This is a genomic window from Erwinia oleae (assembly GCF_000770305.1).
GTDB classification, from domain to species: domain Bacteria; phylum Pseudomonadota; class Gammaproteobacteria; order Enterobacterales; family Enterobacteriaceae; genus Erwinia; species Erwinia oleae.
Map to the genome: position 1 here is coordinate 1 of NZ_JNVB01000015.1, position 18,049 is coordinate 18,049.

An 18,049-nucleotide genomic window follows, 5' to 3' on the forward strand; every position below is an offset into this window, starting at 1 on the left:
GTCGGCAAAGTAGTCATCCATACGTTTTTGGCTGCGAAAAAGGGTACAGGGAAGGCGTACTGCGCCGGTGTCAGACATGGCTAATTCCTTTTAGCATTGCGGGCGTCACTGCCCTTTGCCTGCTCAGCATAAGCAGGCATCTGCGCATCGTCTTTCTGTTTAACCGTTTTAGTGCGGAAAATTGCTCACAGCGTGAAGGCGCTCATAAAACCCTGAGCGCTTTTTAACGTTAAAAACGGATGTTGCTAAACATTTTATTTACATCATGCCACACTGGAAAAGGTCATCGCACGCATAGAGAACGATCGCACGCCGCCTGACAAGCAGATCTTCTCGGGCGAACTGGTGGTGCGGGGTTCGACAGCGTTAACTTAATAATGCGTTTAACATCTAAAAAACGTTAATTAAACGCAGGCACAGGATTCATCAATCTTTTATTTCTGTGAGTTTTCCATCGCCTTCATCCATATAGTATTTATATAGCGTATCAAAATAGGTTACGCCGTAAGCGTTTTTATGGATCCTGAATAAAAGATTCTTTTCGATGCAGTTTTCTTTTACGCTCATATCATCAAAACAGAGTAAATCTGCTGTTTCAGAACTTAAGCGCGGCACGCTCTTCGGCATTTCTTTATAACCTTTATCAAAATCTAAAAAGCTAACGTGATAACTGCCATCTGTTTTTGTTAAGGGCACATAATAAGAATTTTTTAATAATCCTTTATTTTCCTTCCACCAGTCAATTTTTCCTCTGGTTGTAAGAGGAAAGTTTTTTACCAGGATCATACTGAAGTTATCTTTTTTATGAACCGCAACAATGATAACTGGCTGGGATATTTTATAGAAAAAAAAACACCCCAAATCATTAACAGGAGAGAAGTTGTTACAATAGTCCACTTGTTAATAACCATTACTTTCTCCTCCCCATAACTTTTATTGTTGCATTCATATTAACCATAAATGGCTTATACGCCATTTTATTCCAGCGTTGTAAAGTAAACCAGATACGAAAAAGCGGCATATTATGATAAGGCTGCGTCATGATATCATTGTCGTCAAGACCAAAATGGTCCTGAGCCTTATAGTTTAAGATAACCGTATAATTTTCATCCTCGATTTGAAGCGACTTAAGCGTTATACATGTGGCATGAATAGCATGGACTGAAATACCTAAGCCGTTAATTCTATCAATCCAGCGATCAAAGCGCGGCAAATATGATTCATTTAATAGCATTCTTATCTCATTTATTTTATCTGGCGGTAAAATTTTCCTTTCCCAGTCTATAAACTCTCTAAGATTATCATTTATTACTTTAAAAGTACTTTTCTCGCTCCTGTCATTTCTGATCTGCTGCTCATAAGCAAAATTCAGCGTCGAATCGCTGAATGGCATGCCGTTGCCGTGTTGCATAGGGTTAACCATTCTGAGAAAAAGCTCCCGGTGACCAAAAAACGAGACCAGCCATGAATGCTGGCGCATTTCATCAAAAAGCTGATTCGCCACCTCCTGATAGTTGATGCGTTCTTTTATCGTTGCCGGACGCGCAAAAGCATAATTACCGAAAGGATAACGCAACCGTTCGCCACTCCACGGATCGATGGTTTCAGAAACGTTCTTCAGCGCGTATTGCGCTTTCAAAATCTGCTCGCTGAGATCGCCGCAGCGCATATCGTCGGCAAAGTAGTCATCCATACGTCTCTGGCTGCGAAAAAGGGTACAGGGAAGGCGAACTGCGCCGGTGTCAGACATGGCTAATTCCTTTTAGCATTGCGGGCGTCACTGCCCTTTGCCTGCTCAGCATAAGCAGGCATCTGCGCATCGTCTTTCTGTTTAACCGTTTTAGTGCGGAAAATTGCTCACAGCGTGAAGGCGCTCATAAAACCCTGAGCGCCTTTTAACGTTAAAAACGGATGTTGTTAAACATTTTATTTACATCACGGCGCGCCGGAAAAGGTCATCGCGCGCATAGAGGGCGATCGCACGCCGCCTGAAAAGCAGGTTTTCTCCGGCGAAGGGGTGGTGCGGGGTTCGACAAAGAGAATTATAACGGGACTATTCAATTTTCACGATTTCGCCACCAGAACGCTGTAGATATGTTCCGTTATACACGGTAAAGTAAATATTACCTTCGCGATCCCGACTTACGGTGAACAGTAATTTTTTACTGATGCATTTTTTTTCTGATTTAATATCATCGAAGCAAAGAAGATCGCTGTCTTCTGAACTCAGGCGAAGATCACTCTTTGGCATTTTTTTATAGTTACCATCGAAAGCCCAAAAGCTGACCGAATACGTTCCGTTTTTACCCACAACAGGTAAATCATATTTTTCTGCCAAAAATTTATTATTTTCCAACCACCACGCTAACTTTCCATTATCAGAAAGGGGAAAGTTTTTCACCAATAAACTACTAAAATTCTCATCCTGATGTATAGCGTATATTTTAACAGGCAAAGTAAAACAATATATTAAAATCATTAAAATAAACGTCATAAAAAATAAAAAAACGGCCTTTCGTCTTTTACTTATTTTCATATTTTAATTTTACTCCGGATATTTCAATTGTGGCTTCCATATTTACCATAAATGGCTTAAAAGCCATTTTCTGCCAGCGCTGTAGAATAAACCAGACACGAAAGAGTGGCATGTTATGATAAGGCTGAGACATAATATCCCTGTCATCTAAACCGAAATGATCTTGCCCCTGGAAGTGAATCAAAGCAACGTAAGCACCTTCACTCACATTTAAAGATCTCAACGTAATAGTCGTTGCATGAATACCATGAACTGATATTCCCAACCCGTTTATTCTGTCTCTCCATCGGTCAAATTGAGGAAGTACAGACTGCTTAATCGACCTTCCAATATCACTTATACCATCCATATCAATATTTTTATCATTAAAATTAATTGACTTTGATAGAGTGTTTTTAATTTTTATCAAAGCGCTTTCATCAGTTCGGTCATTTCTGATCTGCTGCTCATAAGCAAAATTCAGCGTCGAATCGCTGAACGGCATACCGTTGCCGTGCTGCATATGGTTAACCATTCTGAGAAAAAGCTCCCGGTGACCAAAAACGAGACCAGCCATGAATGCTGGCGCATTTCATCAAAAAGCTGATTCGCCACCTCCTGATAGTTGATGCGTTCTTTTATCGTTGCCGGACGCGAAAAAGCATAATTACCGAAAGGATAACGCAACCGTTCGCCGCTCCACGGATCGATGGTTTCAGAAACGTTTTTCAGCGCGTATTGCGCTTTCAAAATCTGCTCGCTGAGATCGCCGCAGCGCATATCGTCGGCAAAGTAGTCATCCATACGTTTTTGGCTGCGAAAAAGGGTACAGGGAAGGCGTACTGCGCCGGTGTCAGACATGGCTAATTCCTTTTAGCATTGCGGGCGTCACTGCCCTTTGCCTGCTCAGCATAAGCAGGCATCTGCGCATCGTCTTTCTGTTTAACCGTTTTAGTGCGGAAAATTGCTCACAGCGTGAAGGCGCTCATAAAACCCTGAGCGCCTTTTAACGTTAAAAACGGATGTTATTAAACATTTTATTTACATCACGGCGCCGTGAGAATGGGTGATGACGTCATACGCTGATTGCTCAGCGCAATTAAAAACGCTTAGCATTCCCGTAACCATCCGGGTCTTCTGCCGCTGCGCGATCGTATTTTTCAATATCACGCCGTGCTCTGGACAACGATGAGCCCGACATTTTATCGAAAGATTTACCTGAACGACTGGGATCGTCGGTAAAGCGGGTGCTGGGATCTTTCGCCAGCGAGCGCACATCATAACGCCCCGGTTCTCTTCCTCGATGGCTCTCCACCATGTGGTTAACGAACTCCTTGCCAATGCGCGGATAGGTGGTGGCGGTGAGAATTCCTTCAATTTCATTCAGGTTCATGGTGCGCACATGCCGCAGCGCCCACTGCGCATGCGGATCGGGACGCGCATCGTTGCGCTGCTGAAAAACGTCGAGCCTGCCGGGATCGAGCACGCTGTTATCCAACGTGGTGACAATGGGCAGATGCTGCCACGCATCCAGCACCACCGGATCCTCCTGACGTTTATCACCCAGCAGCACCACGACATGGTCGTTGTTGTAAAGCGCATTCATTACGGGTTTATTTACGCCCTTTGCGGCCAGTTTTGTATAGGCCAGATCGGAAAACTCCTGACAATGTCCGCCTTCCACCCTTAACCCAACGTGCGCCTGAGCATAAGCTCTGTCCATACTGGCTGCGGGTTGGTGAAAACGGTGTTTATATTCAGCACGTACCTGATTACCAAAACGCTCCGTGGCGCGTACCGCCATGATACCGCGCATTGCGCTTTCCCCTTTGTCTGCGACAAGCGGCAGCCACTGATTTCCGCCACGGCCCAATTGCGCACGCACTTCCTGTTGAGTCTGCGCGGCCAGGTTCATGCTTTGTAGCGTTTGCGGAGAAACCAGCCTGACCTGATGCTGAAAGGGGCCGGTCGCATGCATTTGCGCGGCGGTCAGCCCTTCGTGGGCGGATTGCGAAGAAGACTGGCTGTGCTGAGTCTGACGGCTATTGCCGATGTTAAATATGCGCATCATAAATCAGGCTCCCTTGGTTTCTACAGGATCGGGCTGGCTCACCACGCCCAGACGACGACCCAGTGTATGGGTATAAAATGCCATTCTTTCGTACAGTGCAATCAGGGCCTGAGGCTCTGCGGCACCTATCGGCAAACGCGACCATACAACAATTTCTTCACTGTTCGCCGAGGCCGCCAGCACGATGGGAGGAGACAACTCATCCATCAAATTAACCTGTAACAGTTCCCAGAGAGTGTTTGCAGCGGTTTCTTCGTCTGCCCGAAAGGAGATCATGCAACTCAGCGTGATGTGATCGTCAGGATAATGCAGGATGCGAAGCGACAGATCTGACCACATCACCAGTTCGAATGCCTGCTCATCTCCCCGGATCTCATTTCCGGTCTTAAGATAGCTAAATAATGGGTGAAGAAGATCGCTAAACGGGTTCGACACAAACTCTCCTTGCGTTACGGAATTATAGGTGAGACTCAATATGGAATACTCTGTGGCCCCTGCTCCTGCTTTGTTCCGCCGCCTGCCGAAAACATAAACTCTGCTTATCTTCTCCCGATTTAGTCTGAAAAATTCCCCACAGCGTGAAGGCGATCATAAAACGCTGAGCGCGTTCTTTCTTTTGGAACCGGTTCCATCTACCGTTTTATGGATATTACGCCGACGTTCAGCGAGGAAAAGATGAAAAGAGAAGTGATCGTGGTTGCCAACGCCTATAACAAAGAGCGGCTTGCACGACCCGGCGGCCAACAGGCGTTGTTACCGATCGTCGCCGCAGCGGGCGCAGACGGCATTGAGATCCGCCGTGAACTGTTCGACGACGCGGCGCTGCGCCAGTTGTCAGAAACCGGCGCGACGATACGCGAGCACGGGCTTATCGCTTTCTATTCCGTGCCCGACACGCTGTTTAACGCCGGGGGCGCGCTGAATCCTAACCTTGCGCGCTTTTTCAACGAGGCAGAGCAGCTTGGCGCGCGCCAGCTAAAATTCTCATTAGGCCATTTTTCACCCGGCACGGACTGCCAGCAGCTTCGTGCAATAGTCGATGCCAGCGATGTGCGTCTTTTGGTCGAAAACGACCAGACCGATTGCGGCCGCATGGCGGCGCTGGAGGCCTGGTTTGAGGACGGCGGCACGGCATACAGCGGCATGACCTTCGATACCGGTAACTGGCTGTGGGTGTCTGAAAATCCGCTTGAGGCCGCCGCGCGTCTTGGCAAGTTTGTCAGCTATATCCATGTTAAAGCAGTAAAAGAGGGCCGCGCCGTTGCGCCGGATGGCGCCGACGATCTCTGGCGCAGAGCGCTGGCGGCGCTGCCCGACAATGTGCCGCGCGGCATCGAATTTCCGCTGGAAGGCAGCGACCCGATCGCCGTTACCCGCCACTATGTTGACCTGCTGCGTGAGGTGTAACGATGCGTATTAATGCAAATGCCGCGCTGGACGTCGTTACCTTCGGCGAAGCCATGGCGATGTTCGTCGCCGGTGAAACCGGCGATCTGGCTGCCGTCGAACGATTTACTAAACGTGTTGCCGGTGCCGAGCTGAATGTCGCGACGGGCCTTGCGCGACTGGGCTTGAAAGTGGGTTGGGTCAGCCGCGTCGGAAACGACAGCTTCGGGCGCTTCGTTTGCCAGCAGTTAGAAAAAGAAGGCATCGATCGCCGTGGGGTGGTGACCGACGCGCGCTATCCGACCGGTTTTCAACTGAAGTCGAAGGTGGAAGATGGCACCGATCCGCAGGTGGAGTATTTTCGCAAAGGTTCCGCCGCCAGCCACCTGTCGGTCGCCGATTTTAAGCGGGACTATTTTAGTCAGGCCCGCCATCTGCACCTGAGCGGCGTGGCGGCAGCGCTTTCGCCCTCGTCGCTGGCGCTGTCGCGCCACGCGGCGCAGGAGATGAAGCAGATGGGCAAAACGGTTTCCTTTGATCCGAATCTGCGTCCGGTGCTGTGGCCCGATGAGGCAGAAATGATTAAACAGATTAACGCGCTGGCAGGCTTCGCTGACTGGGTGCTGCCGGGCCTTGGCGAAGGCAGGATATTAACCGGTCACGATACCCCGGAGGCGATTGCTGATTTTTATCTGTCGATGGGCGTCAGCGCAGTGGTGATCAAAACCGGCGGCGACGGGGCCTGGTACAAGACAGCGCAGGGCGAGAAGGGCCAGGTCGCGCCATTTCTGACCAAAAACGTTGTGGATACGGTGGGCGCGGGCGATGGTTTCGCCGTTGGCCTGATCAGCGCGTTGCTTGAAGGAAAAGCGTTGCCGCAGGCTGTCAGGCGCGGCAACAAAATTGGCTCACTGGCGATTCAGGCCATTGGCGACAGCGAAGGGTTACCGACCCGCGCGCAGCTTGATGAAGAGGATTAACCATGAATACGCACACAATTGCGCCAAAACGCTGGTGGTACATCATGCCCATCGTGTTTATCACCTACAGTCTGGCGTATCTCGACAGAGCCAACTTCAGTTTTGCTTCTGCCGCCGGGATCAATGAGGATTTAGGCATCACCAAAGGCATGTCTTCGCTGCTGGGCGCGCTGTTTTTCCTCGGCTACTTCTTCTTTCAAATCCCCGGCGCTATCTATGCCGAACGTCGTAGCGTGAAAAAACTGGTGTTTATTTGCCTGCTGCTGTGGGGCGTTTGCGCCTCGCTGACCGGCGTGGTCAGTAATATTCCGATGCTGGCGGCGATCCGTTTCGTGCTCGGCGTGGTTGAGGCGGCGGTGATGCCCGCCATGCTTATTTATATCAGTAACTGGTTTACCAAATCAGAACGCTCCAGAGCCAATACTTTTCTGATCCTCGGTAATCCGGTCACCGTTTTGTGGATGTCGGTGGTGTCCGGCTATCTGATTGACGCCTTCGGCTGGCGCGAGATGTTCATTTTTGAAGGATTTCCGGCGGTGATTTGGGCGGTGGCCTGGTGGTTTATGGTGCAGGACAAACCAGCGCAGGCAAGATGGCTGAGTAACGAGGAGAAAGCGGCGCTTCAGGCGCAGTTGGAGAAAGAGCAGGAGAACATCAAAGCAGTGCGCAACTATGGTGAGGCTTTTCGCTCGCGCAATGTGATTATCCTGTGCGCTCAGTACTTTACGTGGAGCATTGGCGTATACGGCTTCGTGCTCTGGCTTCCTTCAATCCTGCGCAACGGCAGCCAGATGGGAATGGTCGAAGCGGGCTGGCTTTCCGCTGTGCCCTATCTTGCCGCCACGGTAGCGATGATCGTCGTCTCTTTTTTGTCGGACAAGCTGCAAAATCGCAAGCTGTTTGTCTGGCCGCTGCTGCTGGTTGGCGCGCTGGCGTTTTTAGGATCGTATCTGGTGGGTGCCGGAAATTTCTGGCTGTCATTTACGCTGCTGACCATTGCCGGTGCGGCGATGTACGCGCCCTATGGCCCATTTTTCGCCATCATTCCCGAGATGCTGCCGCGTAACGTGGCCGGTGGCGCGATGGCGTTGATTAACGCGATGGGCGCGCTGGGTTCTTTCCTCGGCTCATGGGTGGTAGGTTATCTGAACGGCGCCACCGGCAACCCTTCAGCGTCGTATATCTTTATGGGTGCGTCGCTGCTGATTTCCGTCTGGCTAACGCTTATCGTCAGGCCCGCTAAAAACCACCAGCCTGTCGTTCCCCATGAAGCGACACGATAAGGCTGACGCCTTTCCTCTAATTGACCAACAGGGAGATAACATGAAACCTTCTGTGGTGCTGTATAAAGCGTTACCCGACGATTTGCGTGCGCGGCTGGATGCGCATTTTACCGTGACTGAAATCAGCGCACTGACGCCGGAAACGCTGAGCCAGCACGCCGATCTGTTCCGCGAGGCCGAAGGTATTTTAGGCTCCGGCGGCAAAGTTGATGGCGCATTTCTGGAAAAGGCGCCAAAGCTGCGCGCCGCCTCCACCGTGTCCGTTGGCTTTGATAATTTTGATGTCGATGCGCTGAACAACCGCGGCGTGGTGCTGATGCACACGCCGACCGTGCTGACCGACACCGTCGCCGACACCATGATGGCGCTGGTGCTTGCTACCGCGCGCCGCGTGGTGGAATCGGCCGATCGGGTCCGGGCGGGCGAATGGCAGGGCAGCATCAGTGACGACTGGTTCGGCATTGACGTGCACCATAAAAAAATGGGCATTCTTGGCATGGGCCGCATCGGCCTGGCGCTGGCGCAGCGTGCGCACTTCGGCTTCAACATGCCCATTCTCTATAATGCCCGTAAGCATCATGAAGAGGCGGAGCAGCGCTTTGATGCGCAGTATTGCGATCTGGATACGCTGCTGAAAGAGTCTGATTTTCTCTGTATCAGTCTGCCGCTGACCAATCAGACGCACCATCTGATTGGTCGCGAAGAACTGGCAAAAATGAAACGCAGCGCGGTGCTGATCAATGCCGGTCGCGGACCGGTGGTTGATGAAGAGGCACTCATCGCCGCGTTGAAGGATCGCACGATTTACGCCGCCGGGCTGGATGTATTTGAGAAGGAGCCGCTGCCGGTTGATTCACCGTTATTGACGATGCCGCAGGTTGTGGCGCTGCCGCATATCGGCTCCGCAACGCATGAAACCCGCTACGGCATGGCAAAGGATGCGGTGGAAAACCTGATTGCCGCACTGACGGGCAAGGTAGAGAAAAACTGTGTGAATCCGCAGGTGCTTAAATAGCAGCAAGGTCGGGGAAGGCAGGCCGATCGTAAGACGCAAAAAAGTCATCCATGAAGGCCCGTCACGCGGCCTCCCTGCGCGTGACGTTTTGCGCTACCTTCCACCGGCCGTTATCCTTTAGCGCGCCAGCCAGCCGCCGTCGACCGCCACGGTGTAGCCGTTGATGTAGTCAGAAGCGGAAGACGCCAGGAACACCACCGGGCCTTTCAGATCCTCCGGCAGGCCCCAGCGCCCGGCAGGAATACGCTCCAGAATCGCCGCGCTGCGTTCTTCATCAGCCCGAAGCTGTTGCGTATTGTTGGTCGCCATGTAGCCAGGCGCTATAGCGTTGACGTTAATGCCGTGCTGCGCCCACTCGTTGGCCAGCAAACGCGTCACGCCCATTACCGCGCTTTTCGATGCGGTGTAGGAAGGAACGCGAATACCGCCCTGATAGGAGAGCATCGAGGCAATATTGATGATTTTCCCGCCCGTTCCCTGCTTAATGAACTGCTTTGCCACCGCCTGCGACATAAAGAATACCGATTTGATATTCAGATTCATGACGTCGTCCCAGTTCTTCTCGCTGAACTCAATGGCATCCTCCCGGCGAATAATGCCTGCGTTATTCACCAGGATATCGATGTTGCCACACTCAGCAACCGCCCGCTCAAGCAGGCCGGGGATGACATCTGTCTTGCTGAGATCCGCGGTCAGGCTGAGGAAGCGGCGGCCCAGAGCGGTCACACGCTCAATCGTTTCCACCGGCTCCACAATATTGATGCCGACGATGTCGCAGCCTGCTTCCGCCAGACCCACCGCCATACCCTGACCTAAACCGGTGTCGCAACCGGTCACCACGGCCACGCGTCCCTGTAGTTCAAATGCGTTTAAAATCATAAAAAGCTCCTTAAATCAGCAGATTAATGTCAAAGGGAGAAGCCTTAGCGAATATCGCTGACTTTTACATGATCCATGTCGTCGAAGACCTGGTTTTCGCCCACCATGCCCCAAATAAAGGTGTAGTTCTTTGTACCGACGCCAGTGTGAATCGACCAGCTTGGTGAAATGACGGCCTGCTCGTTATGCACCAGCAGATGACGCGTTTCCTGCGGTTGTCCCATCATGTGGAACACGGCGGTTTCATCATCCATATTGAAGTAGAAGTACACTTCCATGCGGCGGTCGTGGGTATGACACGGCATGGTGTTCCACAGGTTGCCTTCCGCCAGTTCCGTCAGGCCCATTGTTAACTGGCAGGTGGTGAGCACGTCGGGCACCAGGTATTTATTAATGGTGCGCAGGTTGCTGGTTTGCGGGCTGCCCAGCGTTTGCGGCGAAACCCGATCGCGGGTTACCAGGGTAGTGGGATACGTGGTGTGCGCCGGTGCGCTGTTGTAGTAAAACTTCGCCGGCTGCGCTGCGCTGGTGCTGCTGAACACCACCTCTTCCGCGCCTTTGCCCACGTACAGCGCCTCTTTATTGCCCACTTCGTAGCAGTGACCGTCAACGGTTATCGCGCCCGGCCCGCCGATGTTGATCACCCCTAACTCACGACGCTCCAGGAAGTAGCTCACGCCAAACGCTTTGCCGGCGTCCGCCGCCAGCGCGACGGTTGTGCTGACCGGCATCACACCGCCGATAACGATGCGATCGATATGGCTGTAGGTCATGGTGTAAGTATCAGCGTCGAAGATTTTTTCGATCAGGAACTCACTGCGCAGCCCTTGGGTATCGAGACGTTTTGCGTGATCGCTGTGAATGCTTTGACGAACTTGCATAGTGTTACCTTTTTGTCAGGGACGGCAGCCGCCGTCCGTTACGAATACGTTAGCGCTTGCCGCTCTGCGTGGCGTTAACGATCACCACACGCTTGTCATGCTGCGGCGCGCTACAGTGTTTTGACCACAGGGCGGTGAAGATCGGCACCAGCACCGAGGTGACGATAACCGAGGTGGCGACCAGCGCCGTGGCGGCCGGCGCCATCGGACTGAAGTGCGGCACCATCTCTGCAATCAGCACCGGCGTGGCCACGGCAGCGCCTGCCGAACTGGAGGCCGCCACGCCCGCCGTACCGTTACCGCCACCGATAAGCTTGTCGGCGATAATCAGCGGAATACCGGTCACGATGATGACGCCCAGGCCCAGCAGGCAGCCCAGCAGGCCGGTATCCAGAATCACGCCCAGGTTGATGGTGTTGCCCAGTGCGAAGCCAAAGAAAGGGATCAGCGTTTGCACGGCTTTGCTGAAGAACTCGCGCAGATCCTCATCCAGATTGCCCAGCGCGAAACCCGCGAGGAAAGGCAGCACCGCACCAACAAAGACGTGCGGTTCAAAGGAAGCGATGCCTGCCGTGCCGAGGATCACCATCGTCATCAGCGGACCAGACTCAATCGACATCAGTACAAAGGCGCCCGCTTCTTCTTTGCTGCCGTACTGCTGCATCAGCGAGGCATACAGGCCGCCGTTGGTCATATCCATGGCAGCGACAATCGCCAGCGTGGACAAACCGGCAAAGAAGCCGACCTCCACGCCGTTTTCGGGAATAACGCGCGATGCTATCGCCGCCACGACCCAGGCGGTGGCGATCTTCGTCACCACCAGCGTGCCGGACTTACGCAGCACGGTGCCGGTCGCCTTCAGTTTGATCGAGGCGCCCATGCACAAAAACCAGACGGCGAGGATCGGCACCGTGCCGCTCATCAGTCCGTTGGTGAACGATCCGAAATATTTGCCCGAACCGGGCGCCAGCGTATGAATAATTGCACCAAGGAACAGAGGAACCAGCATCATCCCGCCAGGGATTTTTTCAATGCTTTGTTTGATTTTCATAATCATTTCACCCGGTTTAATTTTTTGGCGTAGGGGAATACCGCCACGTATGTGGTTTAAAGAGAAAAGCCTGAGTAATAGGGCTGTTTATTCGAGAATAGTCATTCTGACTTTTAAGACGGCTTTTTTAATTTTCTCTGAGGTGTCGTTTACGGCACATAACGGACGGTGTAATTCATGCGGGAAAAACACCACAAAGTTGCCGGGCCGCATCGTTAAAAACTGCTCGCCGGGAATATGCTGAAAGAAAGCGATATCCTGCTCCTCAAGGCGATCGTCATCCGCTGCCTCAACGCACTGCGTCAGGCCAAACCCCATCTTCTCCGTGCCTTCTAACAGGATTTGCACATCCAGGTACTGATGATGAAGCTCCGCCGCTCGCGCCGCCTGCGGCTCAGTCATCGGGCTGGAGACAAGCAGGAAAACGTCATCACCCTCAATCTGATAGCGTCCATCGGCGGGACGGGTCTCAATGACGCTGAGCGCCTGCTCAACGAAATGCTTAAGTTTTTCAGAAAGTCCCTTTACCTGCTGATAATCCAGAATACTGGCCGCTATCATCGTTTTCTTTCCGCAGAGAAGTTAATCCCAACAAGCGATACGGCTGGCTTGCCCTTATTTTCTGCTGCCAACTATAGCGAAACCACCCACAGGAAAAACGTGATCGTTGTCGAACAAAATATATTTACGGTACATTATTTTTATAAAAATAAAACATTGTTTCATTTTTACATTCATTTGTTGTTAAAAACAAAGATTTAGATTAACAACGCTTTTACAGATTAAAAGCGCAGCATTAACAGCGCCCGGCATTGGCCCGGGTTTGCATCATCACCGGCCTGACGCTAAGGTGAGCGTCTGGATAACATTAACAGGCTGTTGACACGCTATGAGCTTTTCCGCCTTCGGTGACAAATTTACGCGGCATACGGGCATTACTCGCCTGATGGAAGATATGGGTGAAGGACTACGCACGCCGGGCGCGGTGATGCTTGGCGGCGGAAATCCCGCGCAGATCCCTGAAATGAATGCCTATTTTCAGCAGTTGTTACAGGAGATGCAGCAAGACGGCTCGCTGACGGAGGCGCTTTGTAACTATGACGGGCCGCGCGGCAAATCTACGTTACTGGTCTCGCTTGCCAGGCTGCTGCGCGACGAGCTGGGCTGGGAAGTCAGCCCGCAGAACATCGCCCTGACCAACGGCAGCCAGAGCGCCTTCTTTTATCTTTTTAATCTTTACGCCGGCCGACGTGCCGACGGCAGCAGAAAGCGCGTGCTGTTCCCGCTGGCACCGGAGTACCTTGGCTATGCCGATGCCGGGCTGGATGAGGAGCTGTTCGTCTCCGTCAGGCCGGATATCGAAATGCTGCCGCACGGGCAGTTCAAATATCACGTGGATTTTGAACATCTGCATATCACCGACGATATCGGGCTGGTCTGCGTTTCCCGCCCGACCAACCCGACCGGCAACGTCATCACCGATGAAGAACTGATGAAGCTGGACGTGCTGGCGCAGCAGCATGACGTTCCCCTGCTGATTGATAATGCCTATGGCGTTCCCTTTCCCGGCATTATCTTCAGCGAGGCGCGGCCGCTGTGGAACCCCAATATTATTCTCTGCATGAGCCTGTCCAAACTGGGCCTGCCCGGCACGCGCTGCGGCATTGTGATTGCAGATGAAAAGATCATTAACGCAATCAGCAATATGAACGGCATTATCAGCCTGGCGCCGGGCAGCATTGGCCCGGCGATTGCCCATCAGATGATCCAGCGCGGCGATCTGCTGCGGCTGTCGGAAACGGTGATCCGCCCGTTTTACCAACAGCGAGTGAATGAAACCATTGCGCTAATCCGTCGCTATCTGCCGGAAGATCGCTGCCTGATACATAAACCGGAAGGCGCGATTTTTCTCTGGCTCTGGTTCAAAGATCTGCCAATTACCACGGAAGTGCTTTATCAGCGTCTTAAAAAGCGTGGCGTGCTGATGGTGCCGGGCCACTTCTTCTTTCCGGGGCTGGAGCATGAATGGCCGCACACGCATCAGTGTATGCGCATGAACTACGTGCCGGACAGCGACATCATTGAGAAAGGCATCGCGATACTGGCCGCGGAGATTGCGAACGCGCATCGTGAAGGATAAAAAAAGGCCGCTGATGCGGCCTTTTTTTGCGGTTCCAGCCCGTTACTGCTGATAAAGCAGCCGACGCTCAACCGTTCTGGCCAGTATCACAACCACGGTGATAATCGCCAGATAGACCAGTGCGGCAAACAGATAGGCTTTAAAAAACTCGAAGTTTGCAGAGGCCACCTCCTGAATACGCGCAAAAAATTCAGGATATTGAATAAGAAAGGCGATGGTGCTGTCTTTAATATTATTAATGATCTGATTGGTCAAGGCGGGTACAGAGGTGATCAGCACCTGCGGCAATAAAATTAAGCGAAAACACTGCCAGCGGCTGAATCCCTGTACCGTCGCGGCTTCGGCCTCTGAAGGGCTCAATGAGTTAAAGGCGGTTGTCATATAGGCCGCATTATAGGCGCCTACGTTGAGGGTGAAACCGACCAGCGCCACGGTGAAAGAAGAGAGAAACAGACCGGCCTGAGGCAGGCCGTAGTAAATAACAAACAAAATAATAATCAGCGGCGTCCCGATAAAAAAATCCATGTAGAACGCCGTCAGCTTTTTAATAAGCGGTCGCGGGCTGAGGCTCAGGAAAAAAATAATAATTCCCCAAAAAAAACCGGTCACTGAAACCGCGACGGCCAGTTTCAGCGTTTCTTTCACACCGTCCAGCACCAGCGGAAATTGCTCTTTCAGCTCACTGAAAAAATCCACCCATCCGGCCAGCATATTACTCGCCCCCAAAAAAACGGCGAATGTCCGCATCCGATCCGGATGATGAGAGTTGTTTAAACGAACCTTCGGCAGCGATGCGGCCATGATTAAGGAAAGTGACCCGGTCAGAGAGTTGCTCAGCAAGTCTTACGTCGTGCGTTACGCATAAAATGGTCACTTTTCGCCCGTGCAGGCTGCCAATCAGCGATCCCACCTCACGCGTCATCAGCGGATCGAGTGCCGAAGTGGGTTCGTCAAAAACGATAACTTCGGGATCGGTTGCCAGGGCACGGCTCAGCGCCACACGCTGCTGTTGCCCGCCGGAAAGCTGAGAAGGATATTTTTTACTGTGGGGCGCCATTCCCAGTTTCTCCAGTTCATCCAGCGCCTTATCTCTGGCGCGGGCAGGCGACATATTAAACACTTTCCGCAGCGCCAGCGTAATATTATCGGTGACGTTCAGATGCCGATAGAGCGCATAATTCTGGAAAACAAAGCCAACTTTTTTTCTGAATTCAAGCGTATTAAAATTTTTGTCGTGGATGTTTTTTTGGTGAAAAAGGATGTCGCCTGCATCCGGCTTATCGAGTTTCGCCAGGCAGCGCAGGAGCGTGGTTTTGCCGCACCCTGACGGGCCCATGATGATTTTCACCTCGCCAGCTTCGATGGTTAAACTAATGCTGTCGAGTATTTTTTTATTGCCCAGTGTCTTACTGACGTTATTCAGTTCTACCAGCGCCATAGGTTTTTACCTTAATATCTTTCAGTTCCTCATCGGTCATATGTAATTTATTTTCAATCATTCTTGTTACAGACGCCGAGAGTTTATAAATAATGAAATAGAGTATGCCGGCCAGCGTATAGATCTCGAGCCCACTCATGGTCACGGCCGTAAGGTTCATTGCCTGTTTGGTCATTTCCGGCATACCGACGGTATAGGCGAAAGGAGACGCTTTTAATACGGATGAAAATTCGTTGAGGATGCCAGGAATAGCAAAACGGAACATCTGAGGCAGCTCAATATATTTTATTATCTGGAACTTACTCATGCCTGATGTCTGCGCGGCTGCAATTTCTGAACGCTCAACCAGCTGAAGCGCGCCGCGAAAGACTTCCGCAAGATAGCTGCCGCTGATTAAACCAATACTGATATTGAGTGCAAGCAGAGGTGAAATGGTCAGGCCCGTCGAGGGAAGACCAAAGTAGACGAGGAAAACAGCGATCAGGACCGGAATACTGCGAAAAATGTAGACCAGCGCATTCATTAACGCCGTGAGCGGCGCAAAATCAAGTCGCCGTAAAACGGCGACGATAACGCCAATAATCAGGGCTGAAGTAAAACACGTGAACGTCACAATCAGCGTGTTAACCAGCCCTTCAGCCAGTAAACTCAGCACGTTAAGCATGGTGGACAACTGCATAAGTGCTATTTCATCCATTTATCCACAACGGCCGCGATCTTCGCTTCACCCTGTTCATTTAGCCATGCATTAAAATCATCACGCACGGGCGATCCTTTTTTGAAAGCAAAGCCAAGATGGTCGACGCCTTTGAAAACATAGCGGCTTTCAATCGGCAATTTTTGCTTATTTTTATAATTGAAATAGACCGGATCTTCGATGAAAGCCAGATCCAGGTTGCCGTTTTTCAGATCGGTAATCGTTTCATTATAGGATGGATAAAGTTTTACTTTACTCAGGGTGTAATACCCTTTTGGCTCAAGATCTGACTTAATCAAATCAGCATATGCCATGCCGCGAGGATAGCCGACAGAGTATTTCTTTAATTCTTTCAGGTCGTCCAGGTTAATTTTACGATCTGACATGCTGACAAGATTAAACGAGTTAACATAATAGGGTGCGGAGAAGTCCATCACTTTTTTACGTTTGTCCGTTATGGATATACCTGAAAAAGCGACATCTGACTGCCCGCTGGCCACCGCGCCTAACATACCATCCCACGAATATTCAGTGATTTTCAGCTGACAGTGTCGCTCTTTACAGTAGGCGGAGAAAAGCTCGAGATCGATACCCTCTATTTTACCGTCGGCGCTTTTAAACAACATCGGCGGCGACGCAGGCGAAACGGCAATATTCAGGGTTTTTCCATCGACCGGGTTAGCCGCAAAGGCCGCGCTGGACGATACTGCCAGCAGGATCGCCAGGGAGATTTTTTTAAAAAACATTGGATACTCCGGATGTTAATTATCAGAGGTAACGATAATACCGCCACAGGTATGAATCAGAGATGCCCTGCTCCTGACCGCACGGTTCTTGAGAGCATGACGACGCTGTTTCTCATGTTTTATCTTTCTGCTAAAAAAGTAACAGCTATGTGGCAAGTTTTTCAGGGAAGTTCCATACGATTTTATTATGAAGTGTAGCTGAAAATAAAAGCGCTGAGGATAGGGTGATGGCGAAACGATTAATGCAGACCTGGCGGAGAATATTTTGGCGGGGCGGAAAAAGTCGGGCCGCACAATGCGGCCCGACATCAATTATTTAACGATCTCAATACGGCGCGGCTTGTTCGCTTCCGGCACCACGCGCTCCAAATCAATATAGAGCAGGCCGTTTTCCAGACGGGCGTCGCGAATATTCACGTGCTCAGCTAACTGGAATTTCCGCTCAAAGTTGCGTTCGGCAATGCCCTGATACAGGTAAGTGCGCTCCTGTTGCTCTTCGGGGTGCGCGCCGCGAACGGTCAGCAGGTTGTCATGGGCGGTGATTTCCAGCTCTTCCTGAGCGAAACCGGCCACGGCAATGGTAATACGGTACTGGTTCTCTGCTACCAGCTCGACGTTATACGGAGGGTAGCCGCCATTGCTCTGATTCTGGTTGGATTCCAGCAGGTTGATAAGGCGGTCAAAACCAATTGATGAACGATAAAGTGGGGCAAGATCGAAATTACGCATTGTAACGACTCCTGAGTTTCAGCGAGAAGATGATTCAGACCCTCCACAATGGACGGGTCACCGGCCCCAAAGCGGTACCCTGTCGGCGTACGCTGTGTGACCTGATAAGTAAAATGGTGACGGGTAAGCCGCTTTCAAGAGGCGCAAATGCAATTTTTTTTACCCTCGCAGCGTGGATGACATACACTCAGAGAAGAATTTGCCGGGCCTCTGCATAAATCACCAAAGAGTGACCGTC

21 protein-coding genes are annotated in these 18,049 nt (G+C 51.4%); 5 read left to right on the forward strand and 16 right to left on the reverse strand.

Translation table 11 applies throughout. From position 1 onward, the window contains the following. Positions 1-426 precede the first annotated feature (426 nt). The 7 genes from GS12_RS06920 to GS12_RS06945 all read right to left on the reverse strand — a co-directional run bounded on the left by GS12_RS06920 (position 427) and on the right by GS12_RS06945 (position 5,021). Positions 427-897 (reverse strand): DUF943 family protein, encoded by a 471-nt coding sequence (locus GS12_RS06920; RefSeq protein ID WP_052118377.1) that lies wholly within the window; start codon positions 895-897, stop codon positions 427-429. Between the two features lie 13 nt (positions 898-910). Then, positions 911-1,750 carry a DUF3289 family protein gene (locus GS12_RS06925; RefSeq protein ID WP_034945273.1) on the reverse strand — a complete coding sequence of 280 codons (840 nt, stop codon included), beginning with the start codon at positions 1,748-1,750 and terminating at the stop codon, positions 911-913. A 303-nt stretch (positions 1,751-2,053) separates the two neighbouring features. Further along, positions 2,054-2,536, reverse strand: a complete 483-nt coding sequence (locus tag GS12_RS06930; RefSeq protein ID WP_034945276.1) for a DUF943 family protein — start codon at positions 2,534-2,536, stop codon at positions 2,054-2,056. Next, on the reverse strand, positions 2,523-3,038 hold the full coding sequence (locus GS12_RS23210; RefSeq protein ID WP_160279909.1) for a DUF3289 family protein: 516 nt from the start codon (positions 3,036-3,038) through the stop codon (positions 2,523-2,525). The genes GS12_RS06930 and GS12_RS23210 overlap by 14 nt, the downstream gene beginning before the upstream one ends. Further along, entirely contained in the window at positions 2,996-3,376 is a 381-nt protein-coding gene (locus GS12_RS25115) for a DUF3289 family protein (protein WP_052118379.1), read from the reverse strand. The genes GS12_RS23210 and GS12_RS25115 overlap by 43 nt, the downstream gene beginning before the upstream one ends. A 238-nt stretch (positions 3,377-3,614) precedes the next feature. After that, the gene (locus GS12_RS06940; protein ID WP_034945278.1) at positions 3,615-4,586 is read right to left on the reverse strand and encodes a hypothetical protein; all 972 of its coding nucleotides are present in this window, start codon (positions 4,584-4,586) and stop codon (positions 3,615-3,617) included. 3 nt (positions 4,587-4,589) lie between these two features. Continuing rightward, positions 4,590-5,021 carry a CesT family type III secretion system chaperone gene (locus GS12_RS06945; protein ID WP_034945281.1) on the reverse strand — a complete coding sequence of 144 codons (432 nt, stop codon included), beginning with the start codon at positions 5,019-5,021 and terminating at the stop codon, positions 4,590-4,592. 240 nt (positions 5,022-5,261) lie between these two features. Between GS12_RS06945 and GS12_RS06950 the strand changes: the two genes are divergently transcribed. Genes GS12_RS06950 through ghrB form a run of 4 tightly spaced genes read left to right on the forward strand, consistent with a single transcriptional unit; the run spans position 5,262 to position 9,250 of the window. Beyond that, positions 5,262-5,993 (forward strand): sugar phosphate isomerase/epimerase family protein, encoded by a 732-nt coding sequence (locus GS12_RS06950; protein ID WP_034945424.1) that lies wholly within the window; start codon positions 5,262-5,264, stop codon positions 5,991-5,993. 2 nt (positions 5,994-5,995) lie between these two features. Beyond that, positions 5,996-6,952: a sugar kinase gene (locus GS12_RS06955; protein ID WP_034945284.1), complete on the forward strand. Its 957-nt coding sequence runs from the start codon at positions 5,996-5,998 to the stop codon at positions 6,950-6,952. 2 nt (positions 6,953-6,954) lie between these two features. Beyond that, positions 6,955-8,235: an MFS transporter gene (locus tag GS12_RS06960; protein ID WP_034945286.1), complete on the forward strand. Its 1,281-nt coding sequence runs from the start codon at positions 6,955-6,957 to the stop codon at positions 8,233-8,235. Between the two features lie 40 nt (positions 8,236-8,275). Next, positions 8,276-9,250, forward strand: coding sequence for a glyoxylate/hydroxypyruvate reductase GhrB (ghrB, locus tag GS12_RS06965; protein WP_034945289.1), 975 nt, complete (start codon positions 8,276-8,278; stop codon positions 9,248-9,250). 117 nt (positions 9,251-9,367) lie between these two features. Here ghrB and kduD read toward each other — a convergent pair whose 3' ends face one another. The 4 genes from kduD to GS12_RS06985 form a co-directional block, all read right to left on the reverse strand. After that, a complete protein-coding gene (gene kduD, locus GS12_RS06970) occupies positions 9,368-10,129 on the reverse strand; it encodes a 2-dehydro-3-deoxy-D-gluconate 5-dehydrogenase KduD (RefSeq protein WP_034945291.1) in 762 nt (253 codons plus the stop codon). A 44-nt stretch (positions 10,130-10,173) separates the two neighbouring features. Next, positions 10,174-11,010: a 5-dehydro-4-deoxy-D-glucuronate isomerase gene (kduI, locus tag GS12_RS06975; protein ID WP_034945294.1), complete on the reverse strand. Its 837-nt coding sequence runs from the start codon at positions 11,008-11,010 to the stop codon at positions 10,174-10,176. A gap of 49 nt (positions 11,011-11,059) precedes the next feature. Beyond that, positions 11,060-12,061: a 2-keto-3-deoxygluconate transporter gene (kdgT, locus tag GS12_RS06980; RefSeq protein ID WP_034945427.1), complete on the reverse strand. Its 1,002-nt coding sequence runs from the start codon at positions 12,059-12,061 to the stop codon at positions 11,060-11,062. 87 nt (positions 12,062-12,148) lie between these two features. Next, positions 12,149-12,622, reverse strand: coding sequence for a YhcH/YjgK/YiaL family protein (locus GS12_RS06985; protein WP_052118380.1), 474 nt, complete (start codon positions 12,620-12,622; stop codon positions 12,149-12,151). A 328-nt stretch (positions 12,623-12,950) separates the two neighbouring features. Between GS12_RS06985 and GS12_RS06990 the strand changes: the two genes are divergently transcribed. Beyond that, a complete protein-coding gene (locus GS12_RS06990) occupies positions 12,951-14,201 on the forward strand; it encodes a valine--pyruvate transaminase (protein WP_034945297.1) in 1,251 nt (416 codons plus the stop codon). 42 nt (positions 14,202-14,243) lie between these two features. Here GS12_RS06990 and GS12_RS06995 read toward each other — a convergent pair whose 3' ends face one another. From GS12_RS06995 to ibpA, 5 genes are all read right to left on the reverse strand, one after another. Next, entirely contained in the window at positions 14,244-14,912 is a 669-nt protein-coding gene (locus GS12_RS06995; protein ID WP_034918117.1) for an amino acid ABC transporter permease, read from the reverse strand. Between the two features lies 1 nt (position 14,913). Continuing rightward, the gene (locus GS12_RS07000) at positions 14,914-15,639 is read right to left on the reverse strand and encodes an amino acid ABC transporter ATP-binding protein (RefSeq protein WP_034945300.1); all 726 of its coding nucleotides are present in this window, start codon (positions 15,637-15,639) and stop codon (positions 14,914-14,916) included. After that, positions 15,617-16,318 carry an amino acid ABC transporter permease gene (locus tag GS12_RS07005; protein WP_034945303.1) on the reverse strand — a complete coding sequence of 234 codons (702 nt, stop codon included), beginning with the start codon at positions 16,316-16,318 and terminating at the stop codon, positions 15,617-15,619. The genes GS12_RS07000 and GS12_RS07005 overlap by 23 nt, the downstream gene beginning before the upstream one ends. A 5-nt stretch (positions 16,319-16,323) precedes the next feature. Continuing rightward, positions 16,324-17,082, reverse strand: a complete 759-nt coding sequence (locus GS12_RS07010) for a transporter substrate-binding domain-containing protein (RefSeq protein ID WP_034945306.1) — start codon at positions 17,080-17,082, stop codon at positions 16,324-16,326. Positions 17,083-17,394: 312 nt separating this feature from the next. After that, on the reverse strand, positions 17,395-17,811 hold the full coding sequence (gene ibpA, locus GS12_RS07015; protein ID WP_034918126.1) for a small heat shock chaperone IbpA: 417 nt from the start codon (positions 17,809-17,811) through the stop codon (positions 17,395-17,397). Positions 17,812-18,049: the final 238 nt, after the last annotated feature.

Bases quoted from the DNA above. Each gene is read 5' to 3' on its own strand.
- GS12_RS06925 (WP_034945273.1), bottom strand. From the start codon at position 1,750: ATGTCTGACACCGGCGCAGTTCGCCTTCCCTGTACCCTTTTTCGCAGC.
- GS12_RS06930 (WP_034945276.1), bottom strand. From the start codon at position 2,536: ATGAAAATAAGTAAAAGACGAAAGGCCGTTTTTTTATTTTTTATGACG.
- GS12_RS23210 (WP_160279909.1), bottom strand. From the start codon at position 3,038: ATGCAGCACGGCAACGGTATGCCGTTCAGCGATTCGACGCTGAATTTT.
- GS12_RS25115 (WP_052118379.1), bottom strand. From the start codon at position 3,376: ATGTCTGACACCGGCGCAGTACGCCTTCCCTGTACCCTTTTTCGCAGC.
- GS12_RS06940 (WP_034945278.1), bottom strand. From the start codon at position 4,586: ATGATGCGCATATTTAACATCGGCAATAGCCGTCAGACTCAGCACAGC.
- GS12_RS06950 (WP_034945424.1), top strand. From the start codon at position 5,262: ATGAAAAGAGAAGTGATCGTGGTTGCCAACGCCTATAACAAAGAGCGG.
- GS12_RS06955 (WP_034945284.1), top strand. From the start codon at position 5,996: ATGCGTATTAATGCAAATGCCGCGCTGGACGTCGTTACCTTCGGCGAA.
- GS12_RS06960 (WP_034945286.1), top strand. From the start codon at position 6,955: ATGAATACGCACACAATTGCGCCAAAACGCTGGTGGTACATCATGCCC.
- ghrB (WP_034945289.1), top strand. From the start codon at position 8,276: ATGAAACCTTCTGTGGTGCTGTATAAAGCGTTACCCGACGATTTGCGT.
- kduD (WP_034945291.1), bottom strand. From the start codon at position 10,129: ATGATTTTAAACGCATTTGAACTACAGGGACGCGTGGCCGTGGTGACC.
- kduI (WP_034945294.1), bottom strand. From the start codon at position 11,010: ATGCAAGTTCGTCAAAGCATTCACAGCGATCACGCAAAACGTCTCGAT.
- kdgT (WP_034945427.1), bottom strand. From the start codon at position 12,061: ATGAAAATCAAACAAAGCATTGAAAAAATCCCTGGCGGGATGATGCTG.
- GS12_RS06985 (WP_052118380.1), bottom strand. From the start codon at position 12,622: ATGATAGCGGCCAGTATTCTGGATTATCAGCAGGTAAAGGGACTTTCT.
- GS12_RS06990 (WP_034945297.1), top strand. From the start codon at position 12,951: ATGAGCTTTTCCGCCTTCGGTGACAAATTTACGCGGCATACGGGCATT.
- GS12_RS06995 (WP_034918117.1), bottom strand. From the start codon at position 14,912: ATGCTGGCCGGATGGGTGGATTTTTTCAGTGAGCTGAAAGAGCAATTT.
- GS12_RS07000 (WP_034945300.1), bottom strand. From the start codon at position 15,639: ATGGCGCTGGTAGAACTGAATAACGTCAGTAAGACACTGGGCAATAAA.
- GS12_RS07005 (WP_034945303.1), bottom strand. From the start codon at position 16,318: ATGCAGTTGTCCACCATGCTTAACGTGCTGAGTTTACTGGCTGAAGGG.
- GS12_RS07010 (WP_034945306.1), bottom strand. From the start codon at position 17,082: ATGTTTTTTAAAAAAATCTCCCTGGCGATCCTGCTGGCAGTATCGTCC.
- ibpA (WP_034918126.1), bottom strand. From the start codon at position 17,811: ATGCGTAATTTCGATCTTGCCCCACTTTATCGTTCATCAATTGGTTTT.